Source organism: Methanobacterium sp., from assembly GCA_030017655.1.
Taxonomy (GTDB): Archaea; Methanobacteriota; Methanobacteria; order Methanobacteriales; family Methanobacteriaceae; genus Methanobacterium_D.
This window is the reverse complement of record JASEIM010000012.1, coordinates 44,406-64,210: the sequence shown is the minus strand read 5'-3', so window position 1 is coordinate 64,210 and position 19,805 is coordinate 44,406. Positions and strand designations below refer to the sequence as shown.

At 31.8% G+C, this 19,805-nt stretch carries 20 protein-coding genes and 1 CRISPR repeat array; of the genes, 9 read left to right on the top strand and 11 right to left on the bottom strand.

Features of this window, described 5'->3' with window-relative positions:
- Nucleotides 1–131 precede the first annotated feature (131 nt).
- The 4 genes from QMD61_06890 to QMD61_06875 all read left to right on the top strand — a co-directional run bounded on the left by QMD61_06890 (nucleotide 132) and on the right by QMD61_06875 (nucleotide 2,609).
- A complete protein-coding gene (locus tag QMD61_06890) occupies nucleotides 132–791 on the top strand; it encodes a DUF166 family protein (GenBank protein MDI6724358.1) in 660 nt (219 codons plus the stop codon).
- Nucleotides 792–860: 69 nt separating this feature from the next.
- Complete coding sequence (locus QMD61_06885) at nucleotides 861–1,394, top strand: DUF2115 family protein (GenBank protein ID MDI6724357.1); 534 nt, start codon at nucleotides 861–863, stop codon at nucleotides 1,392–1,394.
- 288 nt (nucleotides 1,395–1,682) lie between these two features.
- Nucleotides 1,683–2,159: a hypothetical protein gene (locus QMD61_06880; GenBank protein MDI6724356.1), complete on the top strand. Its 477-nt coding sequence runs from the start codon at nucleotides 1,683–1,685 to the stop codon at nucleotides 2,157–2,159.
- Nucleotides 2,160–2,303: 144 nt separating this feature from the next.
- On the top strand, nucleotides 2,304–2,609 hold the full coding sequence (locus tag QMD61_06875) for an Hsp20/alpha crystallin family protein (protein ID MDI6724355.1): 306 nt from the start codon (nucleotides 2,304–2,306) through the stop codon (nucleotides 2,607–2,609).
- Nucleotides 2,610–3,284: 675 nt separating this feature from the next.
- On the opposite strand, the gene QMD61_06870 is transcribed toward QMD61_06875, so the two are convergent.
- Nucleotides 3,285–4,124, bottom strand: coding sequence for a hypothetical protein (locus QMD61_06870; GenBank protein MDI6724354.1), 840 nt, complete (start codon nucleotides 4,122–4,124; stop codon nucleotides 3,285–3,287).
- 921 nt (nucleotides 4,125–5,045) lie between these two features.
- Nucleotides 5,046–5,378: direct repeats of the CRISPR family, unit length 36 nt; unit sequence GTTGCAGAAGGTGTTCCAGCAAAACAAGGATTGTAA.
- A 228-nt stretch (nucleotides 5,379–5,606) separates the two neighbouring features.
- Here QMD61_06870 and galE point away from each other — a divergent pair.
- Entirely contained in the window at nucleotides 5,607–6,572 is a 966-nt protein-coding gene (gene galE, locus QMD61_06865) for a UDP-glucose 4-epimerase GalE (GenBank protein MDI6724353.1), read from the top strand.
- A 14-nt stretch (nucleotides 6,573–6,586) separates the two neighbouring features.
- Here galE and QMD61_06860 read toward each other — a convergent pair whose 3' ends face one another.
- From QMD61_06860 to QMD61_06850, 3 genes are all read right to left on the bottom strand, one after another.
- On the bottom strand, nucleotides 6,587–6,835 hold the full coding sequence (locus QMD61_06860) for a DUF131 domain-containing protein (protein MDI6724352.1): 249 nt from the start codon (nucleotides 6,833–6,835) through the stop codon (nucleotides 6,587–6,589).
- Nucleotides 6,836–6,910: 75 nt separating this feature from the next.
- Entirely contained in the window at nucleotides 6,911–7,402 is a 492-nt protein-coding gene (locus tag QMD61_06855) for a methyl-coenzyme M reductase family protein (protein MDI6724351.1), read from the bottom strand.
- Between the two features lie 5 nt (nucleotides 7,403–7,407).
- Complete coding sequence (locus QMD61_06850) at nucleotides 7,408–7,815, bottom strand: THUMP domain-containing protein (GenBank protein MDI6724350.1); 408 nt, start codon at nucleotides 7,813–7,815, stop codon at nucleotides 7,408–7,410.
- 206 nt (nucleotides 7,816–8,021) lie between these two features.
- On the opposite strand from QMD61_06850, the gene QMD61_06845 reads away from it, so the two are divergent.
- Both QMD61_06845 and QMD61_06840 read left to right on the top strand, forming a co-directional pair.
- Entirely contained in the window at nucleotides 8,022–8,444 is a 423-nt protein-coding gene (locus QMD61_06845; GenBank protein ID MDI6724349.1) for a hypothetical protein, read from the top strand.
- Nucleotides 8,445–8,550: 106 nt separating this feature from the next.
- Nucleotides 8,551–8,994, top strand: coding sequence for a hypothetical protein (locus QMD61_06840; GenBank protein ID MDI6724348.1), 444 nt, complete (start codon nucleotides 8,551–8,553; stop codon nucleotides 8,992–8,994).
- Nucleotides 8,995–9,022: 28 nt separating this feature from the next.
- On the opposite strand, the gene QMD61_06835 is transcribed toward QMD61_06840, so the two are convergent.
- From QMD61_06835 to metG, 4 genes are all read right to left on the bottom strand, one after another.
- Nucleotides 9,023–9,997 (bottom strand): multidrug transporter, encoded by a 975-nt coding sequence (locus QMD61_06835; GenBank protein MDI6724347.1) that lies wholly within the window; start codon nucleotides 9,995–9,997, stop codon nucleotides 9,023–9,025.
- A gap of 62 nt (nucleotides 9,998–10,059) precedes the next feature.
- Nucleotides 10,060–10,518 carry a helix-turn-helix domain-containing protein gene (locus tag QMD61_06830; GenBank protein MDI6724346.1) on the bottom strand — a complete coding sequence of 153 codons (459 nt, stop codon included), beginning with the start codon at nucleotides 10,516–10,518 and terminating at the stop codon, nucleotides 10,060–10,062.
- An 84-nt stretch (nucleotides 10,519–10,602) separates the two neighbouring features.
- Nucleotides 10,603–12,174, bottom strand: a complete 1,572-nt coding sequence (locus tag QMD61_06825; protein ID MDI6724345.1) for a DUF530 domain-containing protein — start codon at nucleotides 12,172–12,174, stop codon at nucleotides 10,603–10,605.
- A 28-nt stretch (nucleotides 12,175–12,202) separates the two neighbouring features.
- Nucleotides 12,203–14,188 (bottom strand): methionine--tRNA ligase, encoded by a 1,986-nt coding sequence (metG, locus tag QMD61_06820; GenBank protein MDI6724344.1) that lies wholly within the window; start codon nucleotides 14,186–14,188, stop codon nucleotides 12,203–12,205.
- A 355-nt stretch (nucleotides 14,189–14,543) separates the two neighbouring features.
- Between metG and QMD61_06815 the strand changes: the two genes are divergently transcribed.
- The gene (locus QMD61_06815) at nucleotides 14,544–15,851 is read left to right on the top strand and encodes a DNA primase (GenBank protein MDI6724343.1); all 1,308 of its coding nucleotides are present in this window, start codon (nucleotides 14,544–14,546) and stop codon (nucleotides 15,849–15,851) included.
- 19 nt (nucleotides 15,852–15,870) lie between these two features.
- Nucleotides 15,871–16,833 carry a DNA primase catalytic subunit PriS gene (gene priS, locus QMD61_06810; GenBank protein ID MDI6724342.1) on the top strand — a complete coding sequence of 321 codons (963 nt, stop codon included), beginning with the start codon at nucleotides 15,871–15,873 and terminating at the stop codon, nucleotides 16,831–16,833.
- 17 nt (nucleotides 16,834–16,850) lie between these two features.
- Here the strand turns inward: priS and cca are convergent, their stop codons facing one another.
- The 3 genes from cca to QMD61_06795 are packed head-to-tail and all read right to left on the bottom strand — an operon-like array spanning nucleotide 16,851 to nucleotide 19,771.
- On the bottom strand, nucleotides 16,851–18,236 hold the full coding sequence (gene cca / locus QMD61_06805) for a CCA tRNA nucleotidyltransferase (protein MDI6724341.1): 1,386 nt from the start codon (nucleotides 18,234–18,236) through the stop codon (nucleotides 16,851–16,853).
- 39 nt (nucleotides 18,237–18,275) lie between these two features.
- Entirely contained in the window at nucleotides 18,276–18,827 is a 552-nt protein-coding gene (gene thpR / locus QMD61_06800) for an RNA 2',3'-cyclic phosphodiesterase (GenBank protein MDI6724340.1), read from the bottom strand.
- A gap of 2 nt (nucleotides 18,828–18,829) precedes the next feature.
- Nucleotides 18,830–19,771: a hypothetical protein gene (locus QMD61_06795; GenBank protein MDI6724339.1), complete on the bottom strand. Its 942-nt coding sequence runs from the start codon at nucleotides 19,769–19,771 to the stop codon at nucleotides 18,830–18,832.
- Nucleotides 19,772–19,805 lie beyond the last annotated feature (34 nt).

The following is a 19,805-nucleotide window of genomic DNA, read 5'->3' as shown; positions in this document are numbered from 1 at the left end:
TAAAGATCCTGTATGTGTTAAAGGAGACGAAAAAGAAAAAATGAGAGTATTTAGAGAAGTTAGAGATGAAATTATAATGTGGATAACTAAAGAATTTAGAAAATAATCTTATTTAAAAACAGGTGAATAATATGTTAAAAGTGGTAATAGCTACAGACGGACCATACGGTGATAGAGCATTTGAAAATATCAAAAAAGAATTCGATACAGAATTTATTGAACTGGAACAACCTACATCAATGTTCATGGATGAAATAGACATTCCTGAAGACCAATTAACTAAAATAAAAGATGCAAATATTTTAATAACCTATACACAACACCCTGATCTTACATTAGACCTTATTGACATGGTTAATAAAGATGTAGATTACATAATCGTCGCCGCATGGAGAGGTGAAGGGTTTAAAAACCAATTAGAAAATTATGAAAATGTAACTTGCCCTTATATAATGTGCGAATTAGAAGAAAACGGTAATCCAGTATTTGATGAATTTGCATCTAAAATCGGGAAACCTAAAGTAAAAATAGAACTTAAAGATGGTAAATTAGCTGATATAACTGTAGAACGGTCATCTCCATGTGGATCAACAACATTTGTAACAGAATACATATTGGATAAGTATTCGAACAGTTCTGATTTAGAAGAAATGTGTACTGAAGCCGGTCTTAAATTACAGCATTATCCTTGTAGGGCAGCTAAAATGAGGCTATTTTCTGATGAGGAGTGTAAAAAGGAAATGGCATCAGGTTTTCACAGGGATGCTTTTGAAGAAGCTGTTAAAAAATAGAACTTACATTAGTCAAAGATTATATGATGGAAAAATTATTAATTCCTGATTTTATAGGAGATTAATTTGATGCTAGGTAAATTGAAAAGTTTGGCTCTCCAAGGTCAGATAACTAAAAATGAGCTTTTAATGGTACTTAATGAAGACGCGAAAAAGTTGAATTTTAATGATATTGTACGTTGCAGTCTTCAAATTCAACAACAAGCAGAATGTATACATACCAGTTACAAGAAGGATTTCATAAAAGCTGAAACTGAATTAATAATCCGTATTCTAGATGTTAAAAATGATAATTTGCAATACACTGGCCAGTTGGATATTGAGGAATTGAATATTGCTATTGACCTTCTTGAAGAACAAGAAAAAATGGGAGAAGACATTGAAGAGGCAGATCCTGCTTTTCTTAGAATTTATTCCATCATATCTTTATATACTACATTTATCAAAGAAGAACCCATCCACCAGGTTGGAACACCATTCCCTGGAGGTTTTCAGGTAAAACAGGAAAAAGATAAGTACACTTGTCCTGTAAAGAAAAACAATGAAGATAATCCTCTTGCTGTTTGTCCATTCTGTATCGCGGAGCAGGATGAAGAAGTTTAATTCCATATTTTATCGTAATGAATTCCAAGAAGCCAAGGAAAATATTATAATACCCCCCAAATTCACCCTCATCTTAAAATTTTATTTTTTATAGCTTTCTTGTAAGTAAAATTTAAAAAATAATTTATTAATTTTAATAGAATAAATAACCTCAAGTCTCAAATATAATATAAAACACATTATATATTAGTAAATCTAATTCAAACATAATAAATAAACAGGAGGGGAGTAATAATTCATTTATAAGTGAATTATAAATTTCTGACACAGAACTCCAAATTTTTTTACATGATTACAATCACCAGGAAAGAGAATTCCATTTTAAATCAAATCAAATATAACCAGGCAGAATACAGTGATGGAGTACCTTACAATATTTTAAAATTAGATTTAGATCTGTCTGAGACCGAATTAAAGGATATGTTAAATAGTTTAGAGGATAAAGGGCTAATTTCTAAAGTTGATAATTATATCAAGGTAATAAGGGTTGATTCTAAAATTAACGTTGTTGAATCAAATGCAGAAGTCCGTCAGGAAGAGCTTAACAGGGAAGAAGAGAAGGCAATTGAACTTATTAAAAAATTAGTAGATAATAAAGGCCTTATTTCAAGACATATACTTGAAGGAAACCTGCTTTATGGTGATTTAAAGCTCAGTAATCTCGGGATGTACCATTTAATAATTAAACTTGAGAATAAGGGTTTAATTAAAAAAATAAATGAGCCAGACGGTGAATATTATCAATATAAAGTAAAAGAAATTTAATTTTTTTTTAAATATCTTTTTATTCTTAAATTAAATAGTTTATATTGCCATTATATTACTATTGGGGCCCCTACTGGATTTGAGCTTAATTGACATAAAAATATTTAAATACTTTTTTTAATAAAATTATTACTTGGTGATTTTATGGCTGATGAAGAAACCAATCAAAAAATACCCATTTCCCCTGCAGCTTTCATATATCATACTGAAGATGAATATATAATGGAAATAGAACTCCCAGGAGTAAATAAAGATGATATAGAGGTTAAAATAACAGAAAACACCTTCTGTGTTAAAGCACCAAGAAGAAATATGGAATACACGGGCTGCTGGGTTCTCGCACACGAATTTAATGCTGATGAAAGTAATGCTTCATTCAAAAACGGTTTATTAACAGTAAGAGTTCCATTAACTGAAACTAAAAAAGGTAAAGAAGTACCAATAGAATAAATACCCTTACACTTGGTTACTATTTTTAAATTATCTAAAAAAGAAATTTTATCATTAATTAAGGACTTTTATTAAGAAATATTAATGGAGTTTAGGTAAATTTATTTTTTCCTAAACTATCCACATAAAAACCGTTGATTATCTTAAAATAGTCCTAATAATCTTAATAGCACTATAATCACTATAATTACTATTAAAATATATAATATGTTATATTGACCTCTTTCATCCATTTTTTATTCACCTCAGACTTTTTATCCTCATTTCGATCCCATATCCCTGAATTAAAACCTGTTTGGAGTTTTTGAAGGCCATATTAAAATTTGATTATTGTTATAATTTATATTATCATGGTGTTTTTACAATTCGTTTTCCAATGAATGCTTCAAATATGTTTAAACAATTTCAATCACTTGATTTTCATTAGCAGTTCATTATATAACCTTCAGATAGTACTGTGACCTTATATCTGTTAATGATATATTATATATTTTATTATTAGTATTACAATAAGATCTATTGAAAAATTTTAATATTAAAAATCAAAAAAAAGTATTCGTTAAAATGATTAAATTCCAATGAAAAAAATTAATGATTTTGAATTTCCTCTCTAATAATAATTAAAAATAAAATAAGAAACCTAATTTGCGTTAATTAGGTTTAGGGTTAAATCTGTTAAATATTCGTTTCATTTGTATCATTTGAAGTGATAGCTCCTTCTGTATTATTCGTTGAATTGTCAAGGTTTGTACTGTTTGTTACAGTGGTGTTTGTAGCGGGTTCATCTGGCTTGACAGCTGTGGTAAAGTAACCGTTTACAACATTTATTCCATTAATAACACCATTATAAGGTGTTAAATATACATTACGACTATCATGGGATCTTCCATGAACTAAACAGAAATCCATGTCAGTATCTGTAGCAACCCAAAGCCCTTCAGGAGATGTCTTTGGTGCTGGCCCCTGCTCAAATTTTAGAACGCCCCAATGATTTGTTCTTGGATTGTAATTGCAGAAAACTCTTGTATGGTAATTGTAGTCTGTATATAAAGAACAACTACATCTTGCAGTCGCATAAACGTATTCACTTGTGACAACCACATTTGTTGCGCCTACATTACTTCTTGAAACCTTTGTGGTTTTTTTGATGGTAATTTTATAGCGCTTATAAACCCACTTTGTTCTCCATTTTCCTCTATATTTGTATCTGACCTTCAATTTTTTGTATATGTATGTTGCCTTGGCTTTTTTATATGTTTTCTTTGTTTTTTTGTACTTCTTTTTTGGTTTCTTGTATTTTTTGTATTTAATTAACCGGATAGTTCCCGCTGCATCTATTTCTGAAATATCTTTTTCATCCAGGCCAATTTTTGCATTTTCACTCGAGGCAACATGGCTATTAGTTCCCCCAATAAAGGGAAAAATACACATTACTATGCCTATGGCAAGTAGCAATGCATACAACGACTTTCGCTTAATTGTACCGCCCCCGTGCCCTAATGTAAAAATATACATGCGTAGGGCTTTTTGGACTGTCTAATTATATTTTTTCTATGTATATATAAATATTATGATTTATTTTTTTAAAAAAAAGTCTAATAAATCTGTTTTTTTTATTTAAAGATTTATTAAATGTTTTTATAATTAATTATTAATCTTCAGCTCTATTAATTACTGATTATAACTTATTAATTTGAATAAATTTCCTTTTACTAAATAAATTATCTCTAAATGGTTTTGAGTTCCTTATTTTAATCTCATAATTAATTTATCCCAATAAAATATTACTAATTTACCAAGAGTCAATTAATCATGTAAAATATTAAAAAATAACCATCTTATGATTAATATAATTGGTATTAAAATTTAGTAATTGCTTAAAATAATTTATGAAGATATTTAACCTTTTGTATAATTGAATCCATAAGTTGTTTCATTTCATCTATAATAATGGATGATTAGCAATATTCTTTAACAATTTTATTAAAAATAATTATAAAGATTAAAAAGAGAATTATAATATAATTTTATATAATCGAGGAACACTGATACTATATTGTAGTGGAAAAATCTATGTTTTTATACTACCATCACCAAATAAAATAACCATGACCAAGGAAAAAATTGAAAACGATGCTCATATCATTGATTTCATAATAACAAGAGCCTTCAGAGATTCCAAGCGAAAGAGTACAAAAAAAGAATCGATTATTATTGTGATTATCTAAATAAAACGCCTGTAATGCTAACTGAAGAGGATATAAATGAGTAAGAAGTAAATATAAGTATGAAAAATAGAAAAAATAGAAAAATAAGATTTTTACTGCATTGTGCAGTACTTTATAAGTAAAGCTTTTAAAAATCATCTGCACAAAAAAATTTTGAACCCGGCATTTTCCATGGATATTATGGTAAAAATAGCAATTTTCAGATGCTGTTGCAGAAGGTGTTCCAGCAAAACAAGGATTGTAACTCGATTTCTTCTAAATAAAAAAATAAGTTATGTCTTTGTTGCAGAAGGTGTTCCAGCAAAACAAGGATTGTAACATTTCAACATCAGGATGTTTGAGTATTTCTTCAATAGTTGCAGAAGGTGTTCCAGCAAAACAAGGATTGTAACGTCTTAATATTGTTTCCTTCATTGTTTTTCACTTCCTTTAGTTGCAGAAGGTGTTCCAGCAAAACAAGGATTGTAAAATCAAGTATGTTCAATGTTTCAATTGCTTCGTCTTCGTTGCAGAAGGTGTTCCAGCAAAACAAGGATTGTAAACCTATTGACCAATAAGAGGAAAATTAGTACTTCAAGTTACGATTTTTATTAAAAAATTACTTTGAATAGACATTAAAAAGTAGAGATTAAAATGTGTTAACTAATAGGGTTAACCAAAAGACATTTTATTTATGGCAATCTAATTAATTATCACTTAATTAAATCACGATATTCTGGTTGAAATTGCTGATAAAATTAATTAAAAAAACGGAGATTTTTGTGAGACAATGATACTTATTGTAGGCGGTGCAGGATACATAGGATCTCATTTAAACAAAGAAATAAGCAAACAAGGCTATGAAACAGTAGTCTTTGATAATTTAAGTTATGGGCATGAGAAATTTGTAAAATGGGGAAACTTTGAGCTGGGAGATTTAAGTAATATTAACGATATCCGGTCAATTTTCAGGAAATATCCAATTGATGCAGTTATGCATTTTGCCGCATTCACCTATGTGGGAGAATCTGTAAAGGATCCACAGAAATACTACCTTAATAATGTGAAAAATACCCTAAATCTTCTCCAGGTGATGCTTGAAGAAAATGTAAAACAATTCGTATTTTCATCAACCTGTGCAACCTATGGAAATCCTGTAGAAATCCCAATAACTGAAAACCATCCCCAAAATCCAATTAACCCTTATGGAAGAGGAAAGCTCATTGTAGAACAGGTATTGAAAGATTATAGCCAGGCATATGGACTTAAATATGCTTCATTAAGGTATTTTAACGCTGCAGGTGCTGATCCTGAAGGTGAAGTAGGAGAATTACACGATCCTGAAACTCACCTAATACCACTTATCCTGGATGTTGCAGCAGGAAAGAGAGATGATATAAAAATATTTGGAACCGATTATAATACACCTGACGGTACATGCATAAGAGACTATATACACGTCACTGATTTAGCGGATGCACATATTCTAGCCCTTAAATATCTGCAAGATGGAGGAGAAAGTGATGTTTTTAATCTTGGAAATGGAAACGGCTTTTCTGTAAAAGAAGTTATAGAAACTGCACGAAAAATAACAGATAAAAATATCAGGGCTGTTGAAGATGAAAGAAGACCCGGAGACCCCCCAATTCTTGTGGGAAGCTCTGATAAAGCAAAAAAAGTTTTGAAATGGAAACCAAAATATGATGATCTCGATAAGATCATAGAAACTGCATGGAACTGGCATAAAAAACTTTAGAAATACTTATTCAATTAAGTAGCAGTTCTATAAAAAAGTAAATACCATAAAACCATGATTATGATTGCAAAAATAACTGCACCAATAATAAGGCTTTTATCATTACCAAATATGATGGGAATGGGTCCGATCAAAACAATTCCGCCGGTATGAACTTCACCAGCTTTAGAAGCTGACTGCAAAATGGATCCAATTATCAGTAGAAGAACTCCGACAAAAACAAAGATTATTCCTGAAATCAAAATCGTACTGGCTTTAATCATTTCCATCATCATTTTTATTGATGTTTATTAATTATCTGAATTTATATTTAAATCTTCAAAATTAACTAAGGGTGATCACTCCTTTTTAAGACGGAATTGTGTGGTTCCATGGGATTCTCTGTGTTCTATTATACCAATTAAACATAATTCAGCGAGTATTTCTTTCAGTATTTCATCTAACTGGCATTTTTCTTCTTGAAGATGGATACAAAGCTCTGAATAACATGGACAGCGTATTGCATCCTTCAAAACATCCCTATCAGTCCATTCTCCAATTCGGTTTAAAGCATCATATATTGAAAGATATGACAAAAATAAATTATACTGGTCATCTGTAGTATCAATGTCATCAACCATGCCTTTAATATCACTAATCAACGATTTAGTGCTGTCCAGTTCATCATCAGGCACTACCAGCAATACATGAACTTCCTTAGAGAGATAAGAATCGCCACGGATTATCTCAAAACAGTCCTTTTTTAGTACCATTCCACCTGTATCCTCTACAAACTCAACAAGTTCGTCAAATTTATATATCCCACCTCTAAAATGTATTATTTCATACATAAAAATCAGGAGATCTTTTTTATAATTTTATATGGCTCTAAAACACTGATTCCAGTATCTTCACCAACTATTTCAACCTGAACAACCCATTTTGGATTTTTACTATCGGGATAAGCATTTAATTTTTGAATGAGTTCATCAGAGATTGCTTTTATCAGGTCTTCTTTTGATTCTATATATTTACGACCTCTTAAGTCGCATCTTACCACAAACGAATCTCCAGGTTCCATCTTTTCCATTGCAATCTTTAATATTTTTTCTAAAATCACGTCTTTACGTGTTCTAACCACCATGTCTATTGGAACAACCTTCGAAACTACTGTTGTAGGTGCCTCCTTTAAAATCACCACTGCTTCTTCTGGATCCATGCTTAATTCCACCAGAACAACATTAGGATATTCTGATTCTTTTATATATAAAAATGGTTCATAACTTGAAAGTGCTAACTCGATTTCTTCAATTCCTACAACTTCTTCACCAGCAGAATCGCCTTTATGGCCTTGAAGAGTTATTAAAAGATTAAAACCATCTTTTGGCTCTATAAGTTCACCCCCCTAAAAAGAAACTTGTAATATATATGTAATTAAAATATAATAACATTATGGATGAGCGAGGAATATTGAGCGCAGAATTGATTTTTGTAACACTTTTGGTCATTATTGTAATAAGTAGTTTAATTCCCCTTGTAAATGATAGAATAAACACCGCATCCCAAACCAATGAACTGGGAAATGCAAGAATACTTGCAGAAAATGTAGCAGAAACTGTAAACAAAGTATATGCCGGCGGAAACGGTCATTCGATTACTGTTAGCATGCCCGAAAATATTGAAGGCAAAAGTTTCGTTGTTGTTGTTAATTCAACAGGAGCCTATGTTAAAATAGATGGAATGATAGGTAAATCATTTACGGCCCCTCATAAAATTTCAGGCTCAATGGCACTGAAAAATGAAGAAGTAACTCTCTTAAAAAACCATAATTATACAATCAGGAATGTAGAAGATTCAAAAAGTTATAGCTGGATAGTTATAACCAGTGAATAAGTTAATACTTTACTACTAGAAAAGTATAAATTTATTATACCTCAAATTAATTTTTATGGATATAAAAGGCCAGCTGTCATTAGAATTTGTTATTATAGCAGGTTTAATGTTAATAATCACTTTATGTCTTGTTCCCATACTGGGAAATGATATTGAGCTAACCCAGGCCATGGCCGCTGCCAGAAATGGCGCAATAAGAGGTGCAAACATTGATGGTTTTGCTATTTATCCTGAGGATGTGTTTGAAAATTACACAAATGAAAATCTTCGTCTGATAAATCCTGTAAGCGTCAAAATTGTGGAAATAAATTATAAAAACTATGGATTTAATGCCACATATAATAAAACACGTATTCAGCTTAGAATCACTGCTTCTGCACCTTCAATTAAAAATTCAAAAGATAAAAATTCTCTGGGAGATCGAATAAATTTTTATGCAAGAAAAAGTATCTGTGAATCATTTGGCACTTCAAACCTAACAAATAAGTTATACAATCCTGTTTTTTCCAGTAGATATGTATTTACAACTGCAGATGTAAGATGGACTTAGAATATGCATTGTAAATTAATTTTATAAATTATACAATCCTTGTGTTGAGTGTATAAGCTAAAACAACTCCAATAGTTCCAAATAAAATTCCAAAGAGCCATACAATTAATACAACATTTTTTTCAGACATAGGTCTTCTCAAAACAAATCTTATAAGAGAATTAAATCCTCCTTCAGGCGCGATCAGTTTCCCATCATCCCCTATTTCAGTAGGGGCATGATTCTGCCTTTCTACAACCCCTGCACTGTAAAACTTCAAAATACTGTCAATAATATTGGGAATAAGCACAATGAAGGCGATTATTTTCACACGACCTATAAATGCAACAAGCACAATACACGCTCCAATTATTAAAGTTCCAACATCACCAGGGAATACGCGTGATGGATGTCTGTTATAAATTAGAAAAGCTAGAAGAGCGCCTAACATTGCCATTGTTATAATGGCAACATTATATTTACCCATTATAATACAGGAAGCAGTTAAAGAGATCATGGCTATTGCTCCAAGACCTGATTCAATTCCATTAAGCCCTGCAAGCATATTTGTTAAATTAGATGCTATTGATACAGCTACAGGCATTGAAAGCATATAAATAATGCCCACATTTGGAGGGGCTATCCATATCACCGGCAGACCTGCAAGCCATAGTAAAATCAATTTTTCCTTAGAAGAAAGCATTACCAGGTCATCAACCATTCCTACAATGCCCACTAAGAGAATTACAATAAGTGTCACTAATAACTGGAACTGTAACTGTGGATAAATGATTATTCCAATAAAAATTCCAATTATAAAACCAAATAAAATACCGATACCGCCCATCTCAGCAACTATCGGCTTCTTTTCCTTATGAATATCCTTACCAACAATATCTGCTTCATGCAATTTGTTTATGAGTTTGGGCATGGTTAGGTAAGTAGTTAAAAACGCAATTAAACCGCAAATACCTGAAATCAGTAATAGTGCCTGATATTCTCCTAGATACATATTTAGATCCATTGAATCACCGTTGATATTTCTTTGAAATATTCTTTCTGCATTAAATAGATATAATAATTATTTTACCGTTTTAGAAGACAATAAACAGTTCTAAGAGGAATTTTAAGCTTCTCAGATATATCTTTTACTGAAAGTCCATTTTTATGTAATTTTTTTACTTCATCTTCTGTTTCTTTAGAATATTTGGGCTTTCTTCCCCTTTTCAATTTAGTATCTTTAAGATAATAAACTGTCTTTAAAGGTATCTCCAGTTTTTCTGCAATTTCTTTGGGGCTTTTACCTTCATTTAACATTTTCTGTATAATTTTTCCTTCTGTTTCGCCGTATTTTTTGGGCCTGCCCCTTTTAATAACTGGTTCAACCTCAATTCCAAGCTCTGAAAGGGCATCCAGATATTTCTTTGAAGTCCTGAGATACAGGCTACTTGGACATTTTATTTTTCTAAGTTGAGGATACTTATCTAAAAGTTCCATAATTACCTGTGAGGACAGTGGTTTATTTACATAGATTTCATCATCCAAAATACCACCATATTTTTATTTCCCATCATACAAGTTAAAACTATCTAATTATTTATTTTAAAAACAGAAATTTAATGGGCTAAACTACTTTTTTATCATTTCTAAAAACTTTTTGGCTTTTACAGATGATGGCTTACCAAAGGTTTCTATTTTTTCTTTTTCCTTTTCTACCAGAGAGGGATTAACAGAGAAAGTATCTGCTGCAGTATTGATAGATAATTTCCCAGCAGTATTTAAGATAACCGCTCCAAGAGCAGGCGGATTTAGTTTAACGTGAAGACCTTTTATCTTATTTTCAATTTCAAACTTCTTAGCAATAACTTCCTTAATATTTTCGATATATTCTATTTTTTCATCTGTGTATTCCTTTAAAATCAAAGTAGTTTGCATATCAAAATCCTTAAAAGCCTTTAATTGGTTCGAGTCGAGGTTAGGTCGTAGATTTGGAAAAGGTCCTGAATATTTATTTCTCCGATCATAGGATGTGGTTAAATAATATTTTGCAATGTCCCATAAGATCATTATCCTGGGCATTTCAATGAAAAGCTTTTTCTGCATATCCTTTCTTAGCTGGATATCTTCTTCAAGTTCTTTATCTATATTACCATCTGTTCCCATGAGATTATTCTCTTTTAATAATTCATTCAGTTTTTCTTCCTTTATTTCATCCTTATCTTCCATAACATCTGTTATTGAATCAGCAGCTTCATTTGCTGTTTTTAAAGCTTCATCATATATTTTGAGTTTATCCTTATTTTTTAAGACGCTTTCCAGAACTTCGTCAATGATTCTATCTGCAATTTCCCCTGCAGATTTAACATAAGCAATTGAAAGGGCTGTTTGCACATGTCTATCATTAATTATGGCTGGTTTTTTACGATGGAACTGCAAAAATTCGATACGTGCATTTGAACCATATTCTTTCCTTATTTCTCTCTCATAATTCAAATCCTCCTCTGCATCCATCGTTACTCTCTTTCTAATCCATCTACCGTCTTCAAAAACTTTCACAACAAGAGATAGTGTTTTTACAATTCCTCTTTTTTCATGTTTTAGAATTCTAACAATATTTCGGAAGGCATCTCTTCCTAGAGGAGATAAATCTGACATTCTAAGCATATATTCACCAGATAATGGCAAATATCTTATTATGTCTAATCTATATACACTCTGATCATTTTTCTGTAATATTAAGTCCCTGGCTCCACAACCGCACTCTTTACTTTCAACAAATTCGATTTCATGTCTCTTATAAAGTTTTTTACAAACATTACATTTAATTGTTGCAAATTCTTCAAGATGTCCAATTGCAATTTTATGGGATGCTATAGACGATTTTACTCTATCCAATATATTTTTTTTGGCTGCAGCCTTCATTCTGAAAAACTGGGTCTGTCTGGAAACATCATGAATTTCATCAGCCTTTAATTCTCCACCAACAGAACGAGAAGTTCTGATAAGGGAACTGTAGGGAGCTTTATAGCCTTTTATTTCCATTGTGTCCCTTAAATCATATAATTCATTTAAATTATCTTTTAGATAATGATAAACTACAATAAAGCTTTCAAAGTCTTTAATTTTATTTACTTCAACTCTCTGACGCTTTATTGTTTCAAGAAATCTTTCAGCCCGTGCAATTAAAACTGATTCATTCATTTTACTTCCCAAACAATTTTTAAACAGTTTATTTAATTTTTTCGCCAATTTCAGCATTTTCAGCAGATAAGACACTTAAATTGTCAGATGTTGCAAGAATCATGCCCTCAGATTTTATTCCAAAGAGTTTAGCTGGCTTTAAATTAACCAGAACAACAACTTTTTGCCCTTTTATTTCTTCTGGAGAATATTTTTTAGCAAGACCAGCAACAATCTGTAATTTCTTCTCTTTAACATCAACTCTTAATTTTAATAAGTTATCTGAACCTTCAACACGTTCTGCATCTATTACTTCGCCAATTCTCAGATCAATTTTTACAAAATCTTCTATGCTTATAATGTTCTTCATTTCATCATCATCCTTTAAATTTTTATAAAGTGCTTCTTTTTCTTTCTTTATTACTGAATCATCTATTTTTGAAAATAATGGTTTAGCTTTATTAATTTTATGGCCTGCAGGGATGAATTCAGCTGCTTTATCCCAATTAGAAGTATCAATGTTCTGTAAATTCAAAGTTTCCATTATTTGAGGTGCTTTAACTGGAATATATGGACTTAAAATAATTGATAGAGTCTTTGCAAGCTGATTACATAGATATAGGCAGTTTGCAGCTTCATCAGGCTTTTCTTTAACTGCTTTCCATGGCTTTTTATCGTTGAAATATTTATTTGCAAATTTTGCAAGTCTTATTATTTCAATAAGGCCTTCTCTGAACTTAAAATTTTCAATAAGGCCAGAAACTTTTGCTGGAATCTCAATAATTCTATCTCTAAACTCTTCATCGTATTCATCAAATGCAGCAGGTTCTGGGATTTCGCTATTAAAGAATCTGCCGGTGAATGAAAATGTCCGGTGCAAGAAGTTCCCAAGTACATCAGCAAGCTCATCATTTACTCTGCGCTGGAAATCATCCCATGAAAAATCAGTATCACGGGTAAGCGGTGCATTTACTACAAGATAATATCTTAAAATATCTGAATCAAACTTCTCAAGGAATTCAGATGCCCATATAACCCAATTTTTACTTGTCGACATCTTTTTACCTTCCAGAGATAAATATTCTCCAGCTACAATATTTGTCGGAAGTTTGCAGCCGTATCCCATAAGCAGGGCTGGCCAGAATATTGCATGATGATAGATAATGTCTTTACCTATAAAATGGATGGCTTTATCATTCCAGTAGTCTTCCCATGGTTTATTGTGTTTTGCACTCCACTGTGCGGCTGCCGAAATGTATCCGAGAAATGCTTCTCCCCATACATAAATTATTTTGCCTTCAGCATTTTCTAATGGCACAGGAATTCCCCATTCCATGTCCCTTGTAAGTATCCAATCTTTTAGACCTTCTTTAATCCATTGAAGTGCGTAGTTTTTAACGTTAGGGGGTAGTTCTTCATTATTTTCTATCCAATCCTTTAATCCATTTTCAAAATGACTTAATTTAAAGAAATATTGTTTAGATTCTTTGATTTCAGGAGTGGAACTGCATATAAGACATTTTGGCTCTTCAAGCTGTATGGGGTCTAAGTGCCGCCCGCAGCTTTCACAATGGTCTCCTCTTGCTCCTTGTCCTTTGCAGTGAGGGCAAATCCCTTCAACATATCTGTCCGGAAGAAATCTTTTACATTCATTACAGTAGGGCTGTTGAATGACTTTTTCGTAGATATAGCCTTTTTCATAGAGCTTAAGGAAAAAGTTCTGTGAAATTTCGTAGTGTATTGGGTCAGTTGTCCTTGAAAAGTAATTAAAAGATATGTCACAGGAGTCAAGATCATTTTTAATCATTTTATGGAATTTATCGGCAATTTCTTTAGGAGATTTCCTGATTTCTTCTGCCCTAACTGCTATTGGTGTTCCATGCTCGTCTGTCGCACAAACAAAAAGCACATCCCTCATTTTCATCCGGTTATAACGTGCATAAATGTCTGCTGGTATATATGTTGATCTTAAGTGCCCTAGGTGACATGGGCCATTTGCATAGGGTAGTGCACATGTAATAAATACTTTATTCAAATTAGATTCCTCCTTACTAAAAGATAAATACAAAGGTTTTAAACCCTTAGATTTATTGATTTAATTGATAATAAGATTGAAAAACCCTTTAAAGGTTAAATAGATATTAAATTATCTAATAAAAATTTTAAACAATATTATGTTATATTTTATTATTTATATATAGTTTAAAACAGTTTTTTCTACTATTATATTTAATTATTTAACTATTTTAAATATTTATTTACATGGAGTATCATTTTCACATGTCTTGAAATGTAGATATTACTGTTTTGAAATTTATATTCACCTGAAGCCATTATACTTTAAGTATTTATAATAAGGACAATCATAAAGCATTAACCGTATGATATCAATGTCCTTTATAAATCCTTTATCTGATGAAGGAAAACGAATTGTAATGGAAGATGGAGGAAATTTAGACAGGATATATGATGAAAATAGTCAACTAATAGACATAGTTTATTCAATTAGCGCTCAAGAAACATCTGATGATGCTTTTATACCTAAAAATTATTCTGATCTTGTTATTAAAAGAGTAGAATGGTTTATTGAGAAAAAAAGCGATCCAGATTATAAACATAAAAAATATGCATATCTATTTCATCGGGAAATCACCAAGATGGACACAATTGCATTTTATATCCTATGTCAGGCAATTGGAGTTAAATTTGGTCCTAATTCAAGGGAAAGCAGAGCTGTAGTGGAATTACAGGGGCAAATAATTGAAAATAGGCTTGAAGAGCTGTTGATCAGTGAAAGAACAGAAATCACCCAAAAGATATTGAACAATCTCATTGTTCAGGATAAAATTAAATGGACGCAGCTTGCAGATCTTGTAAGTTCAAAGAAAATAAGCCTGCAAGAATTAGTTTTAAAGGATGGAAATGTAATATTAGACCGTGAAGAATTTATGGAACACTTTGGAGAAATAATTAAGAAAACAAATAGGCCTCCTGAAAAAATGTATGATGTGTTTATTGGAAACAGGATCAAAGAGCTTATCATAATCAAAATGATTATGCAGAACACTGAAAACTACATAAAAAGCGTTCATGAAAGGGTAAAAATAATAGAACCTAACCCTATATTATTAAAAATTGCAGATAAGGTTTCTGAAGTTTTATCCAAAGAAATGCGATATTATGGTGGTGTTTCAGGAGGTGGAACTGTTAAAGCTTCACCATTAAATGTTGATTTATTCCCTCCGTGCATTAAATCAGCTTTAGAAGGTATTAAATCCGGAGGAAGAAACGAAGTAATTGTTCTGTTTTTAACTCCCTTTTTATCTTATGCGAGATTAAATCCATCGGTTTTCAGAAGCAATGCTACTTTAAAAGTGTCAGATGTTGACCCTGATTTAAAAATTACTAAAAATGAGATTTTACCCATGATTTACGATGCTGCAGATAGATGCAGCCCTCCACTTTTTGATGATCAGCCCCAGGAAAAGATAAATATCAATGCAAAGCTTGGATTTGGGATGCATGATGACTTAAACCCTCAACACGAAGGAGAAACAACTTGGTATACCCCAATGAGCTGTGAAAAGGTAAAATTACAGATGCCTGCTTTATGCAGGCCAGATGAAACATGTAAATCAATAGGAAATCCTCTATCTTATTATACAAGGAAAATATGGCAAAATAAGTCTAATAAATGATCAGGTCAAAACCATGGAAATGTTCAATCCGGCAACTCTCGAGGAGCGTAGAATCTATTACAGAGAAGAATGGGACATTAAACAGGTCCCTGATTTCATAGTGAATTCTGTAGAAAATCGAGAATTTGGATTTGATCACTTTGGCAGAGGTCCCAATGATAGATATAAGGTATTTAACACTCCTGAATATTTAAAACGTTTTATGAAATCCAAAACCCCTTTTGCAGCCTATTGTTCAGTTGCTTTTTACGAAAAACCTCGTAAAAGAGACGGTTGGATAAAATCAGAATTGGTTTTTGATGTTGATGCAAAAGACATTCCCATAAGAACCTGCAACTGCGAAAATGTATGTGAAATATGCCTGAGAGAAGCTAAAGAAATTATAAGCAGCATTATTGATACATTGAAAGGAGATTTAGGCTTAAATAATATTCATCTGGTCTATTCTGGCAGAGGATATCATATAAGAGTCCTTGATGAAGACGTGATGGAAATGGATAGTGATGTGCGTTCCCATATCTTAAAATATGTTGTAGGTGCAGATTTACCTAAAGATAAATACGATGATAGTGATGGTATTTATAATCTGGAGCATTTTTCTATTCCATTCGGCTATCCAAAAGTATTTACTGAGAGGGTAAAATATGCAATTAATCATTTAACTCAGGATTCAAAACTTGATGATGTTAATGCAAAACTCTTAAAAGATGTTTTAACAAACAGAAATCTTTTAGATAGAGATGAATGGGGTTTATTTAAAACTAAAATCGGCCCCCTACGATACAAGAAAGTAGTTAAAGCCATTACATCTTTAAATATGGGTCTTGTTGATGCCAAAGTTTCAATTGACCTTAAAAGGATTCTAAGACTTCCATCATCACTGCACTCTAAGGTAAGCATGAGGTGTATGGAAGTTAAAAACATTGATGCATTTGATCCGTTTAAGGAAGCTGTGCCTAAATTTGTCTGGGAAAGGAAATGATAAGCAATAGATTAAAATTAACGGCTTAAATATACATTTTTATTCAAATATTCATAGAAAAATAGCAGCATCTCTTCATTGCATTCCTTTGAATCCAAAAACTCTAAAATATCTATTATTTGATGCTCTTTTAGGATTTCATTTTTAATATGTTTCCCAAATCTAAGTAACCCTATTTTATTTTCCACCAAAATATCTTCAATGAATGATTCAGCATCCTTATATTCTCTTTCAATTTCTGCCACCCATCTATCCCCTTCTATATAAGCTTTGTTTCCATATTTATCTAAAAACCTTTTTTGATGGATTTCTGACCATATAAAAGGGCCAAGATTCTTCTTTATATTTGGAAGCTGCCATGTTTCAATTTCAAGCAATATTATTACATTTTCCTCTTCATCTGTCCATGAATCAGTATTAAAAACTTTGAAATCTTCTCTTTCCAAAACTCCACCCATAGAATTTTCAGTTTTTTTAATTTGAGGATATAAAGCATCGGCTGGAATTTCTGGGGGTTTAAAAATGATTAAAAGTGTTTTTGTTTCTCTTTGCCTAAATTCATATTTAATAGTGTTTGAATCAGTATATAATTCCTTATCAAAGAAATAATCTTCTTTTGGATTTTCTAAGAAATTTCTTGATGCTACTATAAATTCAGATATCTTTTGAAGGGTTAATGCTGCTGCAACATTCCTATTTTTGTCTGTTGGATCGATGACAACCATTGGCTCGGTAAAAATATCTCCTGTACCATAATCCTGGAGATCTATCAATTGATTGGGTCGCCATTCCTCTGCAGCGGCTTTTAATACTCCTAAAAAAGAACCATAATATATAATTAAAAGTTCACACAGATATCCTGAAAATCCACCCACTTTGAACTCTGCACCGTAGGTATGGATTGATTCCATGAATTTTTTGAGTAAAAGCACTTCATTCTTCTGTTCTTCTTTTAAATTCTTTTTGATATATTCTGTGTGCAAAATTGTACGATCTACTGCAGATTTAAGTTTATCGGCACTTTTAATTGTGTAACAAGGCACGAAATCAATATCAAATCCTTCTATAAAACCAGTGACATAGGGGTGTGATGCATATCTCAATTCATATTTACCCTGCATACTTTTTGCGCATTCAAATCCTAAAAAAAGCCCATATTCTTTAAGACTGGCCTCATCAATATCTAATGGGAATTTCATGAATACATCAATGTCTGCTTTTCCATGAAGCCACGTACCTTTAGCAACTGAACCTACAAGGACTGCTTCGGCATTAATATCATTATCCTCTGCAATCTCATTTATGATATCTATTAATTTATTTGATAATAACCTTACTTTTTCTTCTTCCTCTTCTGTAGGCTTTATAACCTCCAGGACTTTTGTAAAATCTATATTTTCCAAAATAATTCACCTGAAACTTTATTCAAAAAGTAATAGTATTTATTTTAAATCAAACTCTTTTATTGTGGTATAAATGGGTCCTTTAGGCGTGAGTTCACTCTTTTTTAAAACAATTTTATTTATATCCATCTCTCCAATTTCCACGTCACCTAAATCTTTAAGTGTTGCTAAAAGCTCTGCTTTATTTTTTGCTCCTTTAACCCGTCCAATTGTAAGGTGTGGAACATAACTTCTCTCCTTCTTAAATCCCATTTTCACAAAGTCTTCATCCAAGTCTTTTTGAAGGTCTGAAAATGGTTCTATTCCTTCCATTCCAAGCCAGAGTACTCGTATATACCTTTCATTTGGAAATACTCCAGTTTTTTTGATATTAACTTTGAAGGGTTCATGGGCTTTTATTTTAGTTTCAATGGCTTTAATAATGTCATTAAGTTTATTATCATCGATTTCACCGAAAAATTTGAGAGTACAATGTAAGTTTTCAGTTTCAACATATTTTACGGGTGCTTCACACTCCATAAACTTTTTTTGAACATCTGATATCTTATCAAGAAGTTTTTCATCTATTTCTATAGCTAAAAATACCCTCATAATTACACCATTGCAAGGTTTTTTATCCTATCAAGACTCTCCTGTGGAGTTTCAATAGTATTCAACATATATATGTCGAGTTTTGAAAATAATTCTGCAAAAAAATTCTTTCTGATCTTTAATTTGCGTTCATCTCGTATTAATTGATGCGGATTGCAGAAATCAGTTTTTAACATGTAATCCAATGCTTCCTCATGATTTAATTTTCTAAATGGTGGATTTTCTTTGTTACGCTCTAAAAGTACCACGTTTTTTATGGTTGAACTTTCTCTGATACGTCCACCAAATAAAGAATTCACATCGGCAATTCCCCTTCCTTTCTTATCAAGTTTAACCTTTCCCAGTTCATCTGCAAATACTTTCCAGACATCGGCTATATCATCTCTAATATATGAATTCTTTTCTGAGGAATAAAGCACAACTGCATTACTGAAAAGTCTTACAAAGAACCAGTCATCTGATATATAATTAAAATCTTCATTTTGAAGCAGTCCATAGGTTAAAGTAGTTTTTCCAGTTCCTGGTGGGCCAATTATAGCAATTGCATGCCCCATGTAGTCCACTGCAGATCCATGAACCGAATATCGTCTGTGGTTTGAATGATAGTCCTCAAAAAAATCAGAAATCGTAGCCAGGGCTATACTTTTAACCCAGCCGTAGTAATCAAGATTTTTCAGGATAGATGTCTTTCCAATGGGGTCATACATAACCTGTAGTTTTCCCCCATCATCTATTGCAAATATCTTGGCATGTGGCCTTATATCTTCATTCATAAACTTGAAATTATCTTCCCATTCATCTTTAAAGTTTTTATTATCTGTTAGAAGTTTTACGCATGCTCCATGGATGTTTGCCTTTAGTTCATATCTTATTTTGTCTGCTAATTGGTCTGATAATATTTGTCTTTGTTCTGGATCTATTATCATGACTTCATAATCAGACATTTTACCTCCCCATTATCATTTAATAAATAAAAAG

Excerpts from the sequence above, each read along its gene's own strand:
- QMD61_06825 (MDI6724345.1), bottom strand. The coding sequence starts at position 12,174 with ATGAATGAATCAGTTTTAATTGCACGGGCTGAAAGATTTCTTGAAACA.
- galE (MDI6724353.1), top strand. The coding sequence starts at position 5,607 with ATGATACTTATTGTAGGCGGTGCAGGATACATAGGATCTCATTTAAAC.
- QMD61_06815 (MDI6724343.1), top strand. The coding sequence starts at position 14,544 with ATGTCCTTTATAAATCCTTTATCTGATGAAGGAAAACGAATTGTAATG.
- QMD61_06870 (MDI6724354.1), bottom strand. The coding sequence starts at position 4,124 with ATGTATATTTTTACATTAGGGCACGGGGGCGGTACAATTAAGCGAAAG.
- thpR (MDI6724340.1), bottom strand. The coding sequence starts at position 18,827 with ATGAGGGTATTTTTAGCTATAGAAATAGATGAAAAACTTCTTGATAAG.
- QMD61_06840 (MDI6724348.1), top strand. The coding sequence starts at position 8,551 with ATGTTAATAATCACTTTATGTCTTGTTCCCATACTGGGAAATGATATT.
- QMD61_06885 (MDI6724357.1), top strand. The coding sequence starts at position 861 with ATGCTAGGTAAATTGAAAAGTTTGGCTCTCCAAGGTCAGATAACTAAA.
- QMD61_06855 (MDI6724351.1), bottom strand. The coding sequence starts at position 7,402 with ATGTATGAAATAATACATTTTAGAGGTGGGATATATAAATTTGACGAA.
- priS (MDI6724342.1), top strand. The coding sequence starts at position 15,871 with ATGTTCAATCCGGCAACTCTCGAGGAGCGTAGAATCTATTACAGAGAA.
- QMD61_06795 (MDI6724339.1), bottom strand. The coding sequence starts at position 19,771 with ATGTCTGATTATGAAGTCATGATAATAGATCCAGAACAAAGACAAATA.
- QMD61_06890 (MDI6724358.1), top strand. The coding sequence starts at position 132 with ATGTTAAAAGTGGTAATAGCTACAGACGGACCATACGGTGATAGAGCA.
- QMD61_06860 (MDI6724352.1), bottom strand. The coding sequence starts at position 6,835 with ATGATTAAAGCCAGTACGATTTTGATTTCAGGAATAATCTTTGTTTTT.
- QMD61_06835 (MDI6724347.1), bottom strand. The coding sequence starts at position 9,997 with ATGGATCTAAATATGTATCTAGGAGAATATCAGGCACTATTACTGATT.
- QMD61_06875 (MDI6724355.1), top strand. The coding sequence starts at position 2,304 with ATGGCTGATGAAGAAACCAATCAAAAAATACCCATTTCCCCTGCAGCT.
- QMD61_06880 (MDI6724356.1), top strand. The coding sequence starts at position 1,683 with ATGATTACAATCACCAGGAAAGAGAATTCCATTTTAAATCAAATCAAA.